At 40.9% G+C, this 17,603-nt stretch carries 21 protein-coding genes; 16 read left to right on the forward strand and 5 right to left on the reverse strand.

Annotated features, from left to right (window positions below; translation table 11 throughout):
• Positions 1–63: 63 nt before the first annotated feature.
• Both AC0VYH_RS08805 and fabI read left to right on the forward strand, forming a co-directional pair.
• Positions 64–216: a hypothetical protein gene (locus AC0VYH_RS08805; RefSeq protein WP_283152335.1), complete on the forward strand. Its 153-nt coding sequence runs from the start codon at positions 64–66 to the stop codon at positions 214–216.
• Between the two features lie 90 nt (positions 217–306).
• Complete coding sequence (gene fabI / locus AC0VYH_RS08810; protein ID WP_194221216.1) at positions 307–1,083, forward strand: enoyl-ACP reductase FabI; 777 nt, start codon at positions 307–309, stop codon at positions 1,081–1,083.
• 33 nt (positions 1,084–1,116) lie between these two features.
• Here the strand turns inward: fabI and AC0VYH_RS08815 are convergent, their stop codons facing one another.
• Positions 1,117–1,650, reverse strand: a complete 534-nt coding sequence (locus AC0VYH_RS08815; RefSeq protein ID WP_430242082.1) for a hypothetical protein — start codon at positions 1,648–1,650, stop codon at positions 1,117–1,119.
• A 246-nt stretch (positions 1,651–1,896) separates the two neighbouring features.
• On the opposite strand from AC0VYH_RS08815, the gene AC0VYH_RS08820 reads away from it, so the two are divergent.
• Positions 1,897–2,118 (forward strand): hypothetical protein, encoded by a 222-nt coding sequence (locus AC0VYH_RS08820; RefSeq protein WP_475373659.1) that lies wholly within the window; start codon positions 1,897–1,899, stop codon positions 2,116–2,118.
• Between the two features lie 59 nt (positions 2,119–2,177).
• On the forward strand, positions 2,178–3,089 hold the full coding sequence (locus AC0VYH_RS08825) for a glycosyltransferase (RefSeq protein ID WP_475367193.1): 912 nt from the start codon (positions 2,178–2,180) through the stop codon (positions 3,087–3,089).
• 12 nt (positions 3,090–3,101) lie between these two features.
• On the opposite strand, the gene AC0VYH_RS08830 is transcribed toward AC0VYH_RS08825, so the two are convergent.
• Both AC0VYH_RS08830 and AC0VYH_RS08835 read right to left on the reverse strand, forming a co-directional pair.
• Positions 3,102–4,166, reverse strand: coding sequence for a glycosyltransferase family 4 protein (locus AC0VYH_RS08830; protein WP_430242076.1), 1,065 nt, complete (start codon positions 4,164–4,166; stop codon positions 3,102–3,104).
• 90 nt (positions 4,167–4,256) lie between these two features.
• On the reverse strand, positions 4,257–4,673 hold the full coding sequence (locus AC0VYH_RS08835) for a hypothetical protein (protein WP_430242074.1): 417 nt from the start codon (positions 4,671–4,673) through the stop codon (positions 4,257–4,259).
• A gap of 193 nt (positions 4,674–4,866) precedes the next feature.
• On the opposite strand from AC0VYH_RS08835, the gene wecB reads away from it, so the two are divergent.
• From wecB to AC0VYH_RS08865, 6 genes are read left to right on the forward strand one after another with little or no spacing between them, the layout of a single operon-like run.
• Positions 4,867–5,961, forward strand: coding sequence for a non-hydrolyzing UDP-N-acetylglucosamine 2-epimerase (gene wecB / locus AC0VYH_RS08840; protein WP_475373660.1), 1,095 nt, complete (start codon positions 4,867–4,869; stop codon positions 5,959–5,961).
• Entirely contained in the window at positions 5,951–6,937 is a 987-nt protein-coding gene (locus tag AC0VYH_RS08845; RefSeq protein ID WP_475367195.1) for a polysaccharide biosynthesis protein, read from the forward strand. The genes wecB and AC0VYH_RS08845 overlap by 11 nt, the downstream gene beginning before the upstream one ends.
• Positions 6,937–7,764 (forward strand): dTDP-4-dehydrorhamnose reductase family protein, encoded by an 828-nt coding sequence (locus AC0VYH_RS08850; protein ID WP_475373661.1) that lies wholly within the window; start codon positions 6,937–6,939, stop codon positions 7,762–7,764. Before AC0VYH_RS08845 ends, AC0VYH_RS08850 begins: the two co-directional genes overlap by 1 nt.
• Complete coding sequence (locus AC0VYH_RS08855) at positions 7,757–8,617, forward strand: NAD-dependent epimerase/dehydratase family protein (protein ID WP_475367197.1); 861 nt, start codon at positions 7,757–7,759, stop codon at positions 8,615–8,617. Before AC0VYH_RS08850 ends, AC0VYH_RS08855 begins: the two co-directional genes overlap by 8 nt.
• A gap of 17 nt (positions 8,618–8,634) precedes the next feature.
• The gene (locus AC0VYH_RS08860) at positions 8,635–9,351 is read left to right on the forward strand and encodes a glycosyltransferase family 2 protein (RefSeq protein WP_475373662.1); all 717 of its coding nucleotides are present in this window, start codon (positions 8,635–8,637) and stop codon (positions 9,349–9,351) included.
• Positions 9,348–10,388, forward strand: coding sequence for a glycosyltransferase family 4 protein (locus tag AC0VYH_RS08865; protein WP_475373663.1), 1,041 nt, complete (start codon positions 9,348–9,350; stop codon positions 10,386–10,388). The genes AC0VYH_RS08860 and AC0VYH_RS08865 overlap by 4 nt, the downstream gene beginning before the upstream one ends.
• Before the next feature lie 9 nt (positions 10,389–10,397).
• Here AC0VYH_RS08865 and AC0VYH_RS08870 read toward each other — a convergent pair whose 3' ends face one another.
• Positions 10,398–10,529, reverse strand: a complete 132-nt coding sequence (locus tag AC0VYH_RS08870; RefSeq protein ID WP_430242061.1) for a hypothetical protein — start codon at positions 10,527–10,529, stop codon at positions 10,398–10,400.
• Between the two features lie 74 nt (positions 10,530–10,603).
• Positions 10,604–11,398 carry a hypothetical protein gene (locus tag AC0VYH_RS08875; protein WP_430242059.1) on the reverse strand — a complete coding sequence of 265 codons (795 nt, stop codon included), beginning with the start codon at positions 11,396–11,398 and terminating at the stop codon, positions 10,604–10,606.
• 129 nt (positions 11,399–11,527) lie between these two features.
• Here AC0VYH_RS08875 and AC0VYH_RS08880 point away from each other — a divergent pair, with 129 nt between their 5' ends.
• From AC0VYH_RS08880 to AC0VYH_RS08905, 6 genes are all read left to right on the forward strand, one after another.
• Entirely contained in the window at positions 11,528–12,703 is a 1,176-nt protein-coding gene (locus AC0VYH_RS08880; protein ID WP_475373664.1) for a BMQ_0737 family morphogenetic spore coat protein, read from the forward strand.
• Between the two features lie 102 nt (positions 12,704–12,805).
• Positions 12,806–13,705 carry a hypothetical protein gene (locus AC0VYH_RS08885; protein WP_475373665.1) on the forward strand — a complete coding sequence of 300 codons (900 nt, stop codon included), beginning with the start codon at positions 12,806–12,808 and terminating at the stop codon, positions 13,703–13,705.
• 80 nt (positions 13,706–13,785) lie between these two features.
• Complete coding sequence (locus tag AC0VYH_RS08890) at positions 13,786–14,007, forward strand: hypothetical protein (protein WP_475367199.1); 222 nt, start codon at positions 13,786–13,788, stop codon at positions 14,005–14,007.
• Positions 14,008–14,288: 281 nt separating this feature from the next.
• Positions 14,289–14,639 carry a hypothetical protein gene (locus tag AC0VYH_RS08895; RefSeq protein WP_430242053.1) on the forward strand — a complete coding sequence of 117 codons (351 nt, stop codon included), beginning with the start codon at positions 14,289–14,291 and terminating at the stop codon, positions 14,637–14,639.
• 67 nt (positions 14,640–14,706) lie between these two features.
• Positions 14,707–17,199 (forward strand): hypothetical protein, encoded by a 2,493-nt coding sequence (locus tag AC0VYH_RS08900; RefSeq protein ID WP_475373666.1) that lies wholly within the window; start codon positions 14,707–14,709, stop codon positions 17,197–17,199.
• Positions 17,200–17,457: 258 nt separating this feature from the next.
• Positions 17,458–17,583, forward strand: a complete 126-nt coding sequence (locus AC0VYH_RS08905) for a hypothetical protein (RefSeq protein WP_475373667.1) — start codon at positions 17,458–17,460, stop codon at positions 17,581–17,583.
• The last annotated feature ends 20 nt before the right edge of the window (positions 17,584–17,603 follow it).

Consider the following 17,603-nt stretch of genomic DNA (forward strand, 5'->3'; position numbering starts at 1 on the left):
CATAAATGCGACGAACAAGGTGATACTTTTTACCATACGGTTATGAATGGAGGGTGAAGGTAAATGGATGTTGAAAGTCCGAAAGTGGTTTGTCCTGTATGTAAAGGAAGTTGTGATATGGAAGAATCTCTTACAGCTCAGTCAAATCAAAACGTCATATTTGAGTGTCCAATATGCGGTTATGAGAGACGAAATATTCAAACAAGTAAAGGTTGAAGAAATCCACATGGTGCATGTTCACTAAAGCATGTTATACTTAGGACGTGGTGCTAATAACTAATAATAAATTCGAGGAGGAGCATGGATATGAACCTGTCTCTTGAGAACCGTACATATGTTGTCATGGGCGTTGCAAACAAACGAAGCATTGCCTGGGGAATTGCGCAGGCGCTAAGCAGTGCCGGTGCTAGATTGATTTTTACTTACGCAGGTGAGCGTCTTGAGAAGAATGTTCGCGACCTTGCTGGAACGCTAGATCGTGATGATTCTATTATTTTACCGTGTGATATTACGAATGATGAAGAAATCGAAGCGACATTCGCTCAGATTAAAGAAGAAGTTGGTGTTATTCACGGACTTGCTCACTGTATCGCCTTCGCGAAAACAGAAGAATTAAAGGGCGAGTATCTTGAAACGACGCGCGAAGGTTTCTTGCTAGCTCATAACATTAGCTCATATTCACTCACAGCTGTTTCAAAAGCAGCTCGTCCACTTATGACTGAAGGAGGAAGCATCCTTACGATGACTTACCTTGGTGGCGAACGTGTTGTGAACAACTACAACGTCATGGGCGTAGCAAAAGCCTCGCTTGACGCAAGTGTGAAATACCTTGCGAACGACCTTGGAAAAGACAACATCCGTGTAAACGCGATTTCGGCTGGGCCAATCCGTACACTTGCTGCAAAAGGAATTAATGATTTCAACTCTGTAATTAAAGAGATTGAAGAGAAATCTCCGATGCGTCGTACTGTAACGAAAGAAGACGTCGGAAACACAGCGCTATTCTTAATGAGTGATCTTTCTGGTGGAATTACTGGTGAGATGATTCATGTGGATAGTGGATATAATATTATCGCGACATGATTGAAAAAACCACGACATTTGTCGTGGTTTTTTTTATGCTTGATCAGCGATTGAGATGCCACTTAATGAATTTGTATCAACAATATAAACCTGTGGAGATACGTCATTACAAGATTCATAAGTGAATTTTGCACAGTTAGTTTTATGATTATAGCTAACGAGTGTAAAAGGTGTTGGCCCTTTTATTCCTGTTTCAAGCATAACAAACCCTGCTGTACCTTTCATTTGAAGATAAACCTGTGGTCTTCTAGGAAGTAGCAATTCATGATGGTGGTGCGCTAGTTCTTTCAAGAGAGAAGAGATGCAATCGTGTTCTTTCTTATCATGCTTTTCCTCACACTTTGAATGGTGTTCCTCTTTTTCACACTTGCAATTACAGTGTACTTCTAATTTCCATTCTCCATCATGCTTCGTCCATTTTGAATGATGGTCGTCCTTATCGCATTTGCATTTACGCTGCTTATCTTCGTCTTTCTTATCGCACTTTGAATCATGCTTACGATCCCACTTAGAATCGTAATATTTTTTACTCTTTGGACAGAATTCATCTGAGAATAAAGTACTCAATTAATCGACATCCTTTCTAAACATATTTACCCGATACTGAAAAGGTCAGGTCTACTATAATGTATTAAAGAAGGTACAAGTTGCACCGGATATTCAACCATTTATTAGAAATTAGGTGCAACGCTAGATAGAATTCGTCCAATTTTCTTTAGATTGAGCATATTGTCCATACATGCTTGTATTGCTTTCATATGATTAATAGAACGGGAGTGGTACTACCGAAATAATAAAAAAAGGATGGATGATATGTTACGACTTAAAGGACTTTTGTGCCAGATGAAGGCAAGCAATACTACAATTGACTACGTTTATACATTTAACACTCAAGAAGAATTAGGGGATCCTTATCTTAGTGGGGTTACAGTAGAAGAAGTAGGGCATGACTTCGTTATTTTTAATCAAGTGGGATCAGGCGGATTTGGAACACTTGTAATGCCAATTGATAAAATAGTATGTATCGAATACTAATAGGTATTTAAAAAAGGTTTCAGATTTTGAAACCTTTTTTTGAATAGGAGTGGAACTAGTTGAAGAGAATATCGATTCTTTTTATAACAAATGATGTTTCACATTATATAGAAAAAAGTACTTCGTATTTAATTGCAGAATTACAAAAACAATCTGCTCTCACGATTTGGCATAGTCATGGCGACATTCAATCGATTCTTTCCATGTTAAGAGTGAAGCCAGATTTTATTTTAATGAATGATTTTCATCCTACTTATGGCCGTTACATTACAGGATTAGAGAATACCGATATTCCGATCGGTATCATGATGCATGATTTGCATTACAAAGTTGCCTCACGTAAAAGAATGATGAAACGTGTTCAACCATCAGTTATCTTTACTCATTACCGAGACGCATTCATGGAATCATTTCAAGAGTTTCAAAGCGAAATGGTTTGGTTTCCACACCATGTACCAGAGGTTATTTATCATGACTATCAACTTAACAAAGATATTAATATTTTGATGATGGGATCGATGATATCGAAGCTATACCCATTTCGAAATCAAATGTACGACCACTTAAATAAAAAGAAGGGGTTTAAGTACCATTCTCATCCTGGCTATGACAAGGAGATCGATTCTGGAGTAGTAGGAGAAGTATATGCCCGCGAATTAAACCGTGCTAAACTGTTTCTGACTTGCAATTCCATTTATCACTATCCATTACTTAAATATGTTGAAACGCTCGCTTGCAATACGCTACTTCTTGCTCCAGTAACTAAAGAACTAGAAGATTTAGGATTCAAGAATGAAGAAACCTTTGTGGCAATTGATAACAGCAATTTCTCTGAGAAAGTAAATTATTATTTAGTGAACGAGACAGAAAGACGGCACATCTCTCAGAAAGGCTTTGAAATGGTGAGAGAACGGCACCTAACCTCGATAAGGGTCGAAGAAATGATTAAGCACATTCATAACGTTATATGAATGTGCTATTTTTTATGAGTTTTTCATCATATCAATAAATCGAGAAGCGTATTTTTTTGGATCCAAGTTGTAAGCGATGTGATTCTTAGCTTGAAGTATAAGGGCGTTTCTTAACGTTTTATTTGTCAAAAGGTCTATACCTTCATTGACAGCATCACTCATATCGGAGAGGTCAATAAGTTTACCTGATTGATTATGAAGGACAAAGCTTCTTACACCATCTGAATCTGTCGTTACGACTGGACAGTGACAACTGATCGCTTCAACTAATGCATAACCAAAGCCTTCCACTAACGAAGTAGAGCATAAAAATCCACCTGAATCACCGATCATGGAAAAATACTTGGCCATTTCTACATTAGGCACATTGGAGTAACAAGTGATAATTTCATTCAGTCCAAGTTCACAGCATAAAGTCTCAAATGCTTCCTTTTCGCTCGTAAACGCCAATGTAGGATCATGAAACATCCATATAACTAAATTAGGTTGTCGTTTTCGTAGTTCAAAAACGTATTCCAGGAAACCACGCCAATTTTTATTGGACTCCAACCGACCCACCCATCCGATAATGGGAGCAGAAGAAATCGATGGCGAGTTAATATATTTAAACCGATCTGTATCAAAACAATTATGGAAAGAATAAACAGGGAAATTCGGAATATATTTTTCCACTAATGAAGCAAGGTGAGGCGTGCGAGGATAAAAAATTGCATCAGCATAGGTCGTCACATGACGATGGGCTCGCTGCATCCACCATTCAGCTTCTGGCATGGTTCCGAGGCCCTGTATTTCATAAATCAACTTCCCCTCATATCCGAGAGTTCGAATACGCTTAAGAAATAAATGATCGGAGCATACCATAATGAGCGTATAATTATTTTTTTCGATTAATGCTTGGATCTCTTGATCATTATTCGTCACATAAACAGGTATATCACGAATATTGGCATAGCCGCTTCCTTGTTGCATATACAGAAGTTCGCATGAGACGCCTGCCTCTTTAAGGGCAAGACATCTTTCTCGATTTAATGTTTCAACACCACCACTCGGTAAATAATAGACAAAAAGAACTTTCATCGTTAGCCTCCCATCCTGCTTTTATTACATTATGCATGAAGGAAAAAATATCGAATAAAAAACGAGACCAATTTCGGTCTCGTTTTCTCATTACCCAAACGAAATTCCAGTAAGGGTTATGGGTCCAACTGCATTGGCGCTATCAAGAATAATAAGGCTTTGATCTAACTCTGCTCGTAGAGAGTAGTCATAATAACCGCCTGGGGGATTATTGTCGACAGCAGTGAAAGATATTGTTTGATAATCTGCTACGCTCACATCAATAGAAACACGTGTACTGAAAATAACCATAGAGTTTCTGTAGATTGTAACAAGTATTGTTGGATTTAAAGCAGTCGCTCTAACCCCGATAGTCGCATTAAGTTCAACTTCGCTTACTTGATTGGGAACGTATAGTCCGAAACTAGCTAGCGTTACACGAGAAGGAGAGCGTGGAATGTTTCGAACAATTGAATTGCTAAAAGCTGTTGGAACGCTTTTGTTATAATCAAAAATTTGCTTAGGCATAAGTGACCTCCTCCCTTATCAGGATAGCTTATCCTATGCGGACTAACGAGGGAGGGAATAGACAGGCCTCCCCCTTTTAGAAAAAAAGGGCATTATAAAGTAGTTTTTCAAAATTAGGAGATTGTCCATTGCGGGTTACCGTTTCATACATAAGTTAATTAGTGTAAAAAAAGTGTAAGAAATGAGGGCCGACATGAAGGTTGCGACAATACTGGGCACACGACCAGAAATTATTAGATTAAGTTTGATCATCGATAAACTCGATCAATTAGCTGATGAACACATCCTCATCCATACAGGACAGAATTCAGCACCTTCTCTCCGAGATGTGTTTTTTAAAGAAATGGGCATTCGATCACCAGATTACATGCTTTCAAATACAGCTTCTTCATTAGGAGAGCAGCTATCTTTCATGTTCATGAAGGTAGAGCAAATTCTCCTCACACATCAACCAGATCGTATTTTAATTCTGGGAGACACGAATTCAGCTTTATGTGCTGTGCTGGCGGAGCGTTTAAACATTCCTGTCACACATATGGAAGCTGGAAATCGCTGTTTTGATCTTGAAGTACCTGAAGAGAAAAATCGTAAAGTGATCGATGCTGTATCTAGCTATAATTTGCCCTACACTCCTCAAAGTAGAGAAAATCTATTAAGAGAAGGGTTTCCATCAAACAGAATTTACGTTACTGGTAATCCTATTCTTGAGGTACTAACGCACTACGAATCATCGATTCAACAAAGTGACATTTTACGTTCGCTGAAGCTAGAAGAAAAAGACTATTTTCTAGTGACGATTCATCGAGCTGAGAATGTAGATCATCCGAAGAAATTGAAAGAAATTTTCGATGGGTTAACCCTCATTGCGATGGAATATAAGAAGAGAATTATTTGCAGTATTCATCCAAGAACCAAATCAAAGTTAACGGCAGAATATGCTGATAGCTTGGACTCGTTTATTGAACTGCACGAGCCGTTTGGATTTATTGACTTTGTGAGACTTGAGAAGTCAGCGTTCTGCGTTCTAACAGATAGCGGAACAGTGCAAGAGGAATGTTGTTTGTTCCGGGTACCAGCTGTTACAGTTCGATCCACAACTGAACGTCCTGAGACGATCGCATGTGGAAGCAATATGATCTCAGGCATTGATGCTGCGAGTATAAAACGAGCTGTTGACGTAATGCTTTATCATCAACCAAATTGGATGATTCCAACTGGTTATGAGGATTTAAATGTATCAGACCGAGTAGTGAAATTTATTTTAGGAGGAATACAAATTGTTCCGTGATCAAACGATACTGGTAACAGGAGGAACTGGATCCTGGGGCCATGAGTTAATAAAACAGCTGTTGCAAAAATCGCCAAAAGAAATTCGTGTTTTATCGAGAAATGAAACGAGCCAGGTTGAAATGAAGAGGGAATTTCATCAAGACCCACGACTAACATTTCTAATCGGAGATATTAAAGAAAGAGAAGGTTTATTAGAAGCTGGAAAGGGCGTTGATTATTTATTCCATCTTGCTGCATTGAAGCACGTGCCTGTCTGTGAAGACCAACCGATTGAGGCTTTAAATACAAATGTTATCGGCACACAAAATGTGATTAAAACGGCGATCGAGAATAATGTGAAGAAAGTTGTTTACATTTCGACAGACAAAGCTGCAAATCCATCTAATTTCTACGGGTTTTCAAAGGCAATGGGTGAGCGGTTGATCATTCATGCGAACACGCTCAAGTCGAATACTACCTTTGTATGCGTGAGAGGTGGAAACGTCCTTGGAACAAACGGAAGCGTCATTCATGTTTTTAAAAATCAAATTCAAAACAAAGCTGAAATCGGCATTACTCATCCAGAAATGACGCGTTTTTTCTTAACGATTGAAGACGCCATTAAACTACTATTCAAAGCCACGTATGAAAGTAGAGGCGGCGAGATTTTTGTTATGAAGATGCCAACTTGTAAAATCATAGATCTTGCGGAAGTTCTCATCGAGGCATCGGGCGTCCAGAACGTAAAAATACGTGAACAGGGGATAAGACCAGGAGAGAAGCTTCATGAAATACTTTTCTCGGAATATGAAAGTCAATCAACAGTGTACTACGACAAAGAGTACTTCGTTATTTTGCCTGCAATCAAAATTACTGGTCTGAATGAGAGATATGCGAACTTTCAACCTGTTACTCTAAAAAACTATAACTCTGGTGAAGATGTTATGACGAAAGCAGAAATCAAAGCCATGCTCATTAAAGGTGGGTTCATCTAATGAAGCTGCTAGTACTTGGAGGAAAAGGAATGGCAGGTCATGTTCTGACTGCCTATTTCCAAAAAAAGCATAAAGACGTTTATTTCACTTCAAGAGATGCTAGTGATCCGCACGGGTATGTGTTAGATGTTCTTGATACCGTGCAATTAGAGTCGGTCATCGATGAGGTCCAGCCGGATGTTGTGATAAATGCGATTGGCGTGTTGAATGATGCTGCAGAACAAAATGAGCAACTTGCTTTTCAGGTTAATGCATTACTGCCACATCAACTTGTGAAATTAATGAACCGTAGAAAAGGTAAAGTTGTTCATATAAGTTCAGATTGTGTCTTTAAAGGAGATAAAGGCAACTATACAGAATCAGATCAGCCTGATGGAATCACGGTTTATGCCAAATCGAAGGCGCTCGGAGAAGTAACGGAATTCCCTCATTTGACAGTCCGAACTTCCATTGTAGGACCTGAACTAAAGGGAAATGGGATTGGTCTCTTACAATGGTTTCTCAAACAGAAAGGTGAAATAAAAGGGTTTGATCAGGCGTTCTGGAATGGGGTTACGACATTAGAGCTTGCGAAAGCGATCGACTCTTTAATCCAACAAGAAACGACAGGGCTATACCATCTGCATGCACCTGAGACAGTTTCGAAATTTGAGCTACTTACTCTTTTTAAAGAAGTATTTCAAAAGGAAGATGTAACAATTGTCCCTTCTAGCGAATTAAAGTTAGATCGAACGATTGTTCATACTCGTACTGATGCTTTTTACGACGTACAACCTTACCGAGCTATGCTTCAGGAGTTAAAAGCATGGATGAAGGATTATGCCTAAACAAACGGTTCTTGTTACAGGGGCAACTGGTTTTACAGGGGCTCATGCCATTAAGAAATTAAAGCAGGACTATCATGTTATTGGAATATCCCGCAGTGCAAATCCTAAAATGCTTCGTGTAGATCTTAGCGATCAGTATGCTGTAAATGAAATGATGGCCAAAACAATGCCCGATATGATTCTTCACTTAGCAGGACAAAACCATGTCCAACAGTCCTGGGAAGAACCAGTCTCTACTTTTGAAACGAACGTGCTCGCTACGCTTTATCTTTTGGAGGCAGCTAGAAAACACGTGCCAAACTGTCGGATTGTCATTGTTGGATCTGCTCTTCAAGCAGAAAAAGCGTATCCTCACCCATATAGTTTTAGTAAATCACTCCAGGCCAACTTAGCGAAAGCCTGGGGAGATTTATATGGGATGCAAACAATCTTAGCTGTTCCATGTAACTTAATCGGTCCCGGTCCATCTACTGGTGTTTGTTCAGCGATTGCAAGACAGCTAATTAACGAAGAGAATCGGGATAAAGATAAAGAAATACAATTATCTAATGCCTTTGCTACGCGAGATTACCTTGATGTGAGAGACGCAGTGAGAGCATATCAAGTGCTTCTAGAGTATGGTGAAGTAGGCATAGCTTACGAGATTGGAAGTGGGTGTTATCGAACCCTTGAAGAAGTTATCGCTGAATTTCAAAAGCTAATACCATACCCTATAAACGCCTCATATCTAGAACGCAAGAAGGAACAGGCATCATTGAACTCATCTAACAAGATGAACAAACTTGGTTGGAAGCCAACTATCTCATTTGAGAAATCTCTTAGGGATATGATGGAGTATGTCAAAAAATCTTAAAAGAAAAGAGGGAGAGTATGAAGAAAGTATCAATCATTATCCCCTTTTATAACTGTGAATATATTGATGCAGCGATTGAAAGTGCGTTGGCCCAGACGTATAAGAACATTGAAGTGATCGTGATTAATGATGGTTCAACGCTCTATACAGAGAGAATTAAACCTTACTACGGACGAATTCGCTATATTGAACAGGGAAATAAAGGGACAGCAGGGGCGTTAAATACGGGAATTGCTAATGCAACAGGTGATTATTTTACATGGCTCAGTGCTGACGATTTCTATTTACCACATAAAGTAGAACGGCAAGTAAATGATTTAGAAGCATCCGATCGCGTGATAGGTTATTCATCCTATGTTTTGATGAATGAATATGGAGAAGTAACAAGCGGATCAGTGGGGGTTTCTTTCCGGGATCGATTTGCATTTTTGCATCATTTAAGAAAAGGTTGTGCCATTAACGGCTGTACAGTTATGGTCCAAATGGATGTGTTGCGAAAGTTAAATGGATTTGATGAAACATTACGTTTTACACATGACTATGATTTATGGGCCCGTATTGCAAAGGATCATGCCTTTTCTTATATAGACGAATGTCTTGTTCAATACCGGGTGCATAGTGAGATGGGAACACAACGGCACAGTGAAGCCATTCGAACAGAACTTCGTCATGTGAAAAAGAAAGTTAGAATGCTCCTTCAAGAAGCGTATCTGAAAGAGCGTATGCAATTATGAAATTCACCTTCCCAATCATTACTCTATGTAAAGGCGGCGCACAAAGAATGCTGGCTGAAATGACGAATGGTCTCGTAGACCGTGGCCATGAAGTCATCATTCTGATGCCAAAAACCGGTGTGATTGAATATCCAATAAAATCAACTGTCAAACGAACGACAGAGCTATACGGAATACCAGAATCTTCTTATCCGAAAGCAGATGTTATTGTATCGAACTATTATACGCTTATTGACGACGCAGAAAACGCTAGTAGGAACAAGAAAGGTATTCACATAAGAATAAGTCTGTGTTATGAACCAACCTTTTTACCTGAACAAGAATTATCCTTCCCAAGTTATCATGTAACGCCAAACCTCATTGTATTATCGAAATGGCAGCAAGACCTGATTCGATTAAATCATGGCATTACAGGCTCAATCGTACCTGTAGGAATTAGTGACCAATTTTATAATATGGGTACACGGTTATTAAATAAAGTCCCTAATCTTACAGCGATACTAAGAAGGCCTGAAGGAGGTCATTCCTGGCATCGTGAGCAAAATTACCTGTTGGAGCAACTGGCTATAGTTCAAAAGTCATACCCCAACGCCAAATACACATTGATTAGTCCACCTAATGAGTTGGCTGCTTCTAAAGCGCTTCAAATGATTAAAGCATCAGGGAAATATCGCTATCTCACACCGGCTGATGATCGAGAGTTGGCTTATCATTACAATGAAGCAGACATATTTGTCAATTCTTCTACGTATGATACGGCTTCACTTCCTGGACTTGAAGCCATGAAGTGTGGAGCTGCACTCGTCACAACGTATAACGGAGGTAATTTAGATTATTGCAAACACGGCGTGAATTCCCTGCTTTCTTACCGCTATGAAAATCGACTAGCAGAAGACGTTATGACACTACTAAGCCAACCAAATCTAAGAAAAGAGATCGCATTAAATGGAGAGAAAGAAACAGAGAAATGGACGTGGAAGCGAAGCGTCGACGCCTTTTTGAATGCTGTTCACTCCATAATAAAAACGACCGGATAATCCGGTCGTTTACTGTGTATTTGGCTTCCAATTCGTTTTGCCACATGTGCGGCATCCTTTTATTTGAGTAGGCCGCGACTTTCTTGTTCTTCTTGTACGCTTCACTTTTTTATATAATTCTTGAATATCTGCTTTCTTCATCTTTCTCCTCCTGACAGGCTTTTCTATACCTTTGTACATCTTATTCTGTTAGGAAGAGTAAGGTGTGAAGTTGATTACTTCTTCTGATGAAATGGGTTAATGACTGATGTTTTCCGCTGTTTATGATTAAACTTAAATGGATCAAAAGGAGATGGTTCAAAAAGTGTACTGGACTGAGAAAAAGGGTTGATTGGCTGATGATTTTGATTTAGAGAAGTCGTTTGCTGCTCTGTTTTTTGTTGAGGAACGATCGCATCAGGAACATCTGGCCACTCAGACGGAGGGTGATCCGTTTTTTGATGTGATGCAAGCGTTGGATTCACTTCTTCTAAAACGTTTGTAACTAATCTTTCATACATACCGATTGAAATGTGATGGACCGGCTTGAAATAGGGTTTCATAAAATACTGAATGATCATATAGGAAATCCATTCAATTGCAGTATAATGATCATCTTCTTTAATAAAGCAAGTCATTGTGGATCCATTGAAAGGAAGCCAGGCATTTTTGTGAATTCTTTTTTGTAAATCAAGGCTCTTATAGTCGAGTGCTTTCGGGCGTACTTTTTTGTTCCCGATCAAAATGGATAGTGGAGAAGCGAGGTGTGAGGCTACATCCATTGTGATCGATAGGTCACTGTTTTCTTCCATATGTGTAGCATCGATTCCCGTATGCCTTACTAACTCCATAAGGGAATAAGCATAGTGGCTCCACTCGGAAGTGAGATGCAGCTTCTTCCCTTCTAAAGGCATCGTAAGAACATTGTCGTTCATCTGCAGCCCCCAGTATGGGAGAAGTAATAATAGCGCATTTAATTCTTCGCTTGAGAGCTTACAAATCACTTTATCTTTCCAGATGAGATTTATCAAAAAATCTTCTCCTTTCTTCTCCATGAGAAACGCATATGAAATTTGGGCAGCTCCTTCTGTTGCATTTCTGTGCTAATTCCATAGTATGTAGTGAATCAACCTATCATGTGAAAGAAAGGAAGGAACGATATGGGTCACAAACAACATAAGCAACGCACCGTTCCTACAGCTACAAATAGCCTACAGGATGAGTGCATTCGCGTTCAAAAAGTATACGATTGGGTAACCGATCAGCTTTCTGTAAAGAAGAATATCAAATTTACAGATCATGAGCTTAAAAAGATCGAATGTGCTATGGAAGATCCAAGCCGCCGTCCCCTTCGTATTGTATGTAAAACACCAGAAGCACCTCCTTTGTTCCCACTCTCAGGCAGCGAGCATACAGAAGATGACTTTTTCTGTGAACAAATTGGAGAAAAACGGGATGTTAGCGTAGCAATTCCTGGTGGGGGATTTGCAGATGCTCAACTCGTTGACCTTTTATTTACAACTGATGTAAAGGTGAAGGTTGTCGACCGACATGGCGATTTAGTAACAGAGGTCGATTGCAACGCATCTGTTCTTGAATCATTTGTGCTATGCTTCCCGAATGGAACAGATCTCTTCTGTCGAATCACTAAAATTGTATGCCGCATTCCTTCAGGAACTGTATTATTAAACTGTCCTGCACCATCTTCATTTGATCTAGAAGTTATTTTCTGTGTAGACATTCAAGTAGAAGCTGAAGTGAAACTAGAGGTTCTTGCGAAGTTCTGTTCACCTCGTGATAATGATCTAATTGCACCTGACTTGATCGATGAGTGTCCTCCAATTGAATTCCCGGAACAGTGTCCAGACATCTTCCCTCGTCCAAATTGTGATTGCTCACTAAGTGGGGAAGCGAGTGGAGAAATAGACTGTGATGATGATTCTGGTAAAGCAACATTGCTTGTAAACATTTGTGATAATTGTAGTCTTACTGGAAGCTCTATGAAACTTAATTTCCATGACACAGACTCAAGCGATGGAAAGAACGATTTTACATTCACTGCAACGAGTTTTGATCAAGATACTCTTAAGTGCGAAGAATGTGGAGATGGTTTGAAGTTCATCGTTGAAGGTAGCGGTGTAACGGATCGCGGTCGTACGTTTGACTTTAAACTTGCTGTAGTTGACGCAGACGACGATCAGTGGTTTGAAGTGCATTTATTAAACCGTAGAGGAAAAGTTGTCTTTAATACAGGAACTGTGGAAGTTGAAGAAGGCGATCTTACCGTTGATGATTGCATCACATTTGATGATATTAAATACAAGAAACAGTCATAAATCAGTAGTGCAGGAGATCATATCCTGCACTTTTTTGTTATGAAAAGAGACCTATCACTCATACATATAGAATGTAGCGCTGGTTAGAGAGGGGGAGGTTCCATGCAGGGTGAAAAATTGAGTTATTCTCGTCTCATTTCACGTACGAAATATTTTCAAGAAAAATCGCTGGAACTTGAGAAGGAACTTATTTTTGCGAACGATCAATTAGCTTCGCTTGAGAAGCAAATCGAGTTAAGCAAGGAGCAGGAGAAAACGATCGCTCATTTGCAGGAAGAGTTAAATTTATTAGAAAAAGAGCTTGAAAACCAGGCAAAAGAGCATGTGCTTATTAAGGAAGAAGTAGAAGAGAAGAAAAGTGTTGGGCAAGATGATGTAAGGATACAAGGATATGAAAACCTTCTTGCAGAGATGCAAATAGAGATCAATGAAAAAGACAAGCGGCTTCAGCATTATCAAGGAAAAGTGAAAAACCTTGAGAAGCGGGCGCAGTATCAAAAGAACGAAGAAGTATCAGAGTCAGTCAAGGAAACAGATGAAATAGCTGAGACTTACGCTGTGAGCTACTTCAATACTTCTATAATTATTAGCGATAAACAGACGGTTATGATTCGTGGAGATTTACAAATTGAAAATTGTGGAACAACGAAATTGCGTAATCCTCTTGTTTGCTTTCGCTTTTTGCCGAGAGAAGCAGCTACCTTAAAAGGGCGTATTTATTCCATTGATGATGTAGAAACAAAAGGTGTTGATGCAAGCGATCGAATTCAGTGGGTATTTCCTGATCATGATTGGTTAGAGAAATCAAAAGAGAAGGGGGAAATTTGGGTTTCTCCGTTACACCCAGTGATATTGAAGCCTGGAGATAAGATCGGGATCGAAAGTTTTCAAATTCCAATTAAATCTGAATTTAAAGAGCCTGTTATTATTGAAGGATTTGTTTATTTTCAAAAAGAGAATTATAAAATAAAAGTTTCAAATCAAATAGCCTTGAGCTACTAATATAGATGGCGCCCATACCCACTATCCTCCTTTTGCATAGGATAATGTGAAGTAAGAGGATAAGAGGGGGAGGATTTAGAATGTCTGAGAAAAAGAGAAAACCGCAAGTCATTCACGTTGATAAACTGATCGTTAAAGCTAATGAAGTTATTATCCGCAATGACCGTGAACATAAACGATATGAAGATATAGAAGAAAATAGAGAAAACAAGCGAGACCCTTGGGGATTTTTTGGATCGAATGATGAGGAGAAAAGGGAAGAAGCAGAAGATACGAACAAAGGTGGCTTTAATTGGTTCTAAGAGCAGAATATTCTGCTCTTTTTTTGTTGTGAAATCATTCAATATTTTATTACATAATATGGTCGATGGTTTAAGTGTGATATGTGTATGTATTAGAAGTAAAGGGGTGTTCCGCTAATTTTTCTCATATTAGAAAGAGATCATCATATATTGTTTAAGATGCAACTTAGTAATGACAGACCTTCCAAAAATGACGCGGGGATTTTCACTTCAGATAGGGTCATCTGGATCAAGTGAGGTGATTAAGTCGCTTGAAGTGAATAGGGTAAGGAGGAGAGAAGTTGCTTATTTTGACGACTGGGCCAATTGAAAATAAACCTACTAATGGTATCAGGACAACGCAACAGGTGACAATCAAGATTTCGAATCGTAGTCCTATCAATACCTCTACAGTAGAAATAGTGGGGAAGCAACTAAACGGAACTCAGACGGTGTATGTCTTAGAACTAATAACTATTCCTGTGAATGGTGTCGTTTCAAAGACTTATTTTGCAGATCTTGATGGTTATCAATTTTCGTTTAATATCACTGGCCTTGCAATGGCGCAAACAGGAATATCTGTTTGGGGAAAGTCGAACGGCACATTGCAACCTGCACATAGACTTGTTCTATCTGAATTGAAAGTAGATTAAATAGCGGAATTTTACTTTCCTTAACAAACGGTTGAAGTGAAGCTTTTAATGGGAAAAGGGGGGTAAAATGCCAATATTATACACTGGGCCAATCGAAAACGCTCCAGTAAATGGTGTCAGAGCAACACAACAGTTTTCAGCGAAAATAACAAATCGAAGTTCAACGTTGAACGGAACTGTCTATATCGAAGGATATATATTAAGTAACACCAGAACTTTATATGTTCAAGAATTGTTCAGTATTGCACCGAATCAAGTTATAACTAAGACTTTTGCGGCTAATTTTGATGCATTTGAGTTTAATTTCACTACGGGTGGGGCCGCTGAAAAAAATATTGAAGTATCTGCCTGGGGTAAAAACGCTGCAGGTCAATTGGTCACGGCCCATCGTTTGGTTTCTTCTGAATTGATAGGTGCCCAATTGAGTGGAGCCACTGGAGCGACCGGGGCAACCGGAGCAACCGGAGAAACGGGAGAAACCGGAGCAACAGGTGCCACGGGAGCAACCGGAGCAACCGGAGAAACCGGAGAAACCGGAGAAACCGGTGAAACAGGAGCAACGGGAGAAACCGGAGCAACCGGAGAAATGGGAGCAACTGGTGAAACAGGAGCCACGGGAGAAACAGGAGCCACGGGAGAAACCGGAGCAACAGGAGAAACCGGTGAAACCGGAGCAACAGGAGAAACCGGAGCAACAGGAGAAACCGGTGAAACAGGAGCAACCGGAGAAACAGGAGCCACGGGAGCAACAGGAGCAACGGGAGCAACGGGAGAAACAGGTGCAACAGGAGAAACCGGTGAAACCGGAGCAACAGGAGAAACCGGAGCAACAGGAGAAACCGGTGAAACAGGAGCAACTGGTGAAACAGGAGCCACGGGAGAAACAGGAGCCACGGGAGAAACCGGAGCAACAGGAGAAACCGGTGAAACCGGAGCAACAGGAGAAACCGGAGCAACAGGAGAAACCGGTGAAACAGGAGCAACCGGAGAAACAGGAGCCACGGGAGCAACAGGAGCAACGGGAGCAACGGGAGAAACAGGTGCAACAGGAGAAACCGGTGAAACCGGAGCAACCGGAGAAACAGGAGCCACGGGAGCAACCGGAGCAACGGGTGCAACCGGAGTCACGGGAGCAACGGGAGAAACAGGAGCCACGGGAGAAACGGGAGCAACCGGTGAAACCGGAGCCACGGGAGAAACAGGTGCAACGGGAGCAACAGGAGCCACGGGAGAAACGGGAGCAACCGGAGAAACAGGAGCAACTGGTGAAACAGGAGCCACGGGAGAAACAGGAGCAACGGGAGCAACCGGAGAAACCGGAGAAACAGGAGCAACCGGAGAAACAGGAGCAACCGGAGAAACCGGAGAAACAGGAGCAACCGGAGAAACAGGAGCAACCGGAGAAACCGGTGAAACAGGAGCAGCCGGAGCAACAGGAGCCACGGGAGAAACGGGAGCAACCGGTGAAACCGGAGCCACGGGAGAAACAGGTGCAACGGGAGCATCCGGAGCCACCGGGGCAACAGGTGGAACCGGAGCCACGGGAGAAACAGGAGCAACCGGAGCAACGGGTGCAACCGGAGTCACGGGAGAAACAGGAGAAACAGGAGAAACAGGTGCAACCGGAGCAACGGGTGCAACCGGAGTCACGGGAGAAACAGGAGAAACAGGAGAAACAGGTGCAACCGGAGCAACGGGTGCAACAGGTGAAACAGGTGCAACCGGTCCTACTGGAACTATAGATCCAGATGTAACAATTGCAAATGTAGGTCCAAATGTCAGTTCACAATTTAGTGAATTAAGAACGGCTGCCAAAACGCCTATTATTGAATTGACTTCCGTCTACGGTCTATCTGATTTACGAGATATTGTTTCAACTACTGGTAGTGCAACCGTTTCAAGCAATGATACTGAGTTTGTTTTAACGACTACAGCCAGCGGAGTTGATTCAGCAATATTGTCTAGTGCGGAAAAAGGTAGGTATCAATCTGGCTATTCTGGAGAGGCAGGTATTGGTGTCCGTCTTCCTGATCTGCCAACAGGCACTCAAGTTGTAAGGTGGGGATTGTTTGATGATGAAAATGGTGTTTTCTTCGGAGTGGATGATACTTCATCGTTTGTAGGAATTAGGAGAGGCGGTGTAGATACGGTTATTCCGCAAGCTTCTTGGAATGTCGATCCACTCGATGGAACCGGTCCAAGTGGAGCGACCTTAGATTTATCCAAAGGTAATATATTTCAAATAGATTTCACGTGGTATGGCTATGGTGTCATTGAGTTTCGAGTTGTGATTCCAAATCCAACTACTCTTGCACAAGAAGTTATAACCGTTAATCGTTATGCTCCAAGTGGAGAAACGAGTCTTGCTGATCCTAACTTACCTTTACGAGCCGAGATTAATAATGATGGAACTGCAAGTGCGCTGCAGGTATTTGTTGGAGGCAGGCAGTATTCAATTATAGGGAACTACAACCCGACATTTAGAATCACATCTGAACGACGAACGATCACAGCAACAACAACATTAACACCCGTTATTTCTTTTCAACGTAAGACTTAATTTCCAGCAGGGTCAGGTAGGCCTAACTCAGTAAGTGTAACACTAGAGGGGATTGACCTAGTAACAAGTGATGATATTTATTATCAAGTTTTACTCGGTGGAACGCTGAATGGGTCCTTTGTCACCTTTCCAACTGTAACGACGAATATTCCAAACTCTGAAACGGCATTACTTGTAAATACTACATCCACTACATTAACAGGCGGGCAGGTACTCTTACAGGGTCTTGCAGCAGCTTCTACCCAGGGGAACAATCGAGTGCTGGCATCTGCATCCTTGTTGGATTTCGAACTCCCTGATACCGCATTTGTGACACTAGCCGTTGCAACATTTACAGGAAGTGGTTCCGTAGTTGCCACGTTCAGAGTAACTGAAGAATGGTGAGGACTTGCAGAGAATGGAGG

Source organism: Anaerobacillus sp. QJM3NY_32 (genome assembly GCF_056173645.1).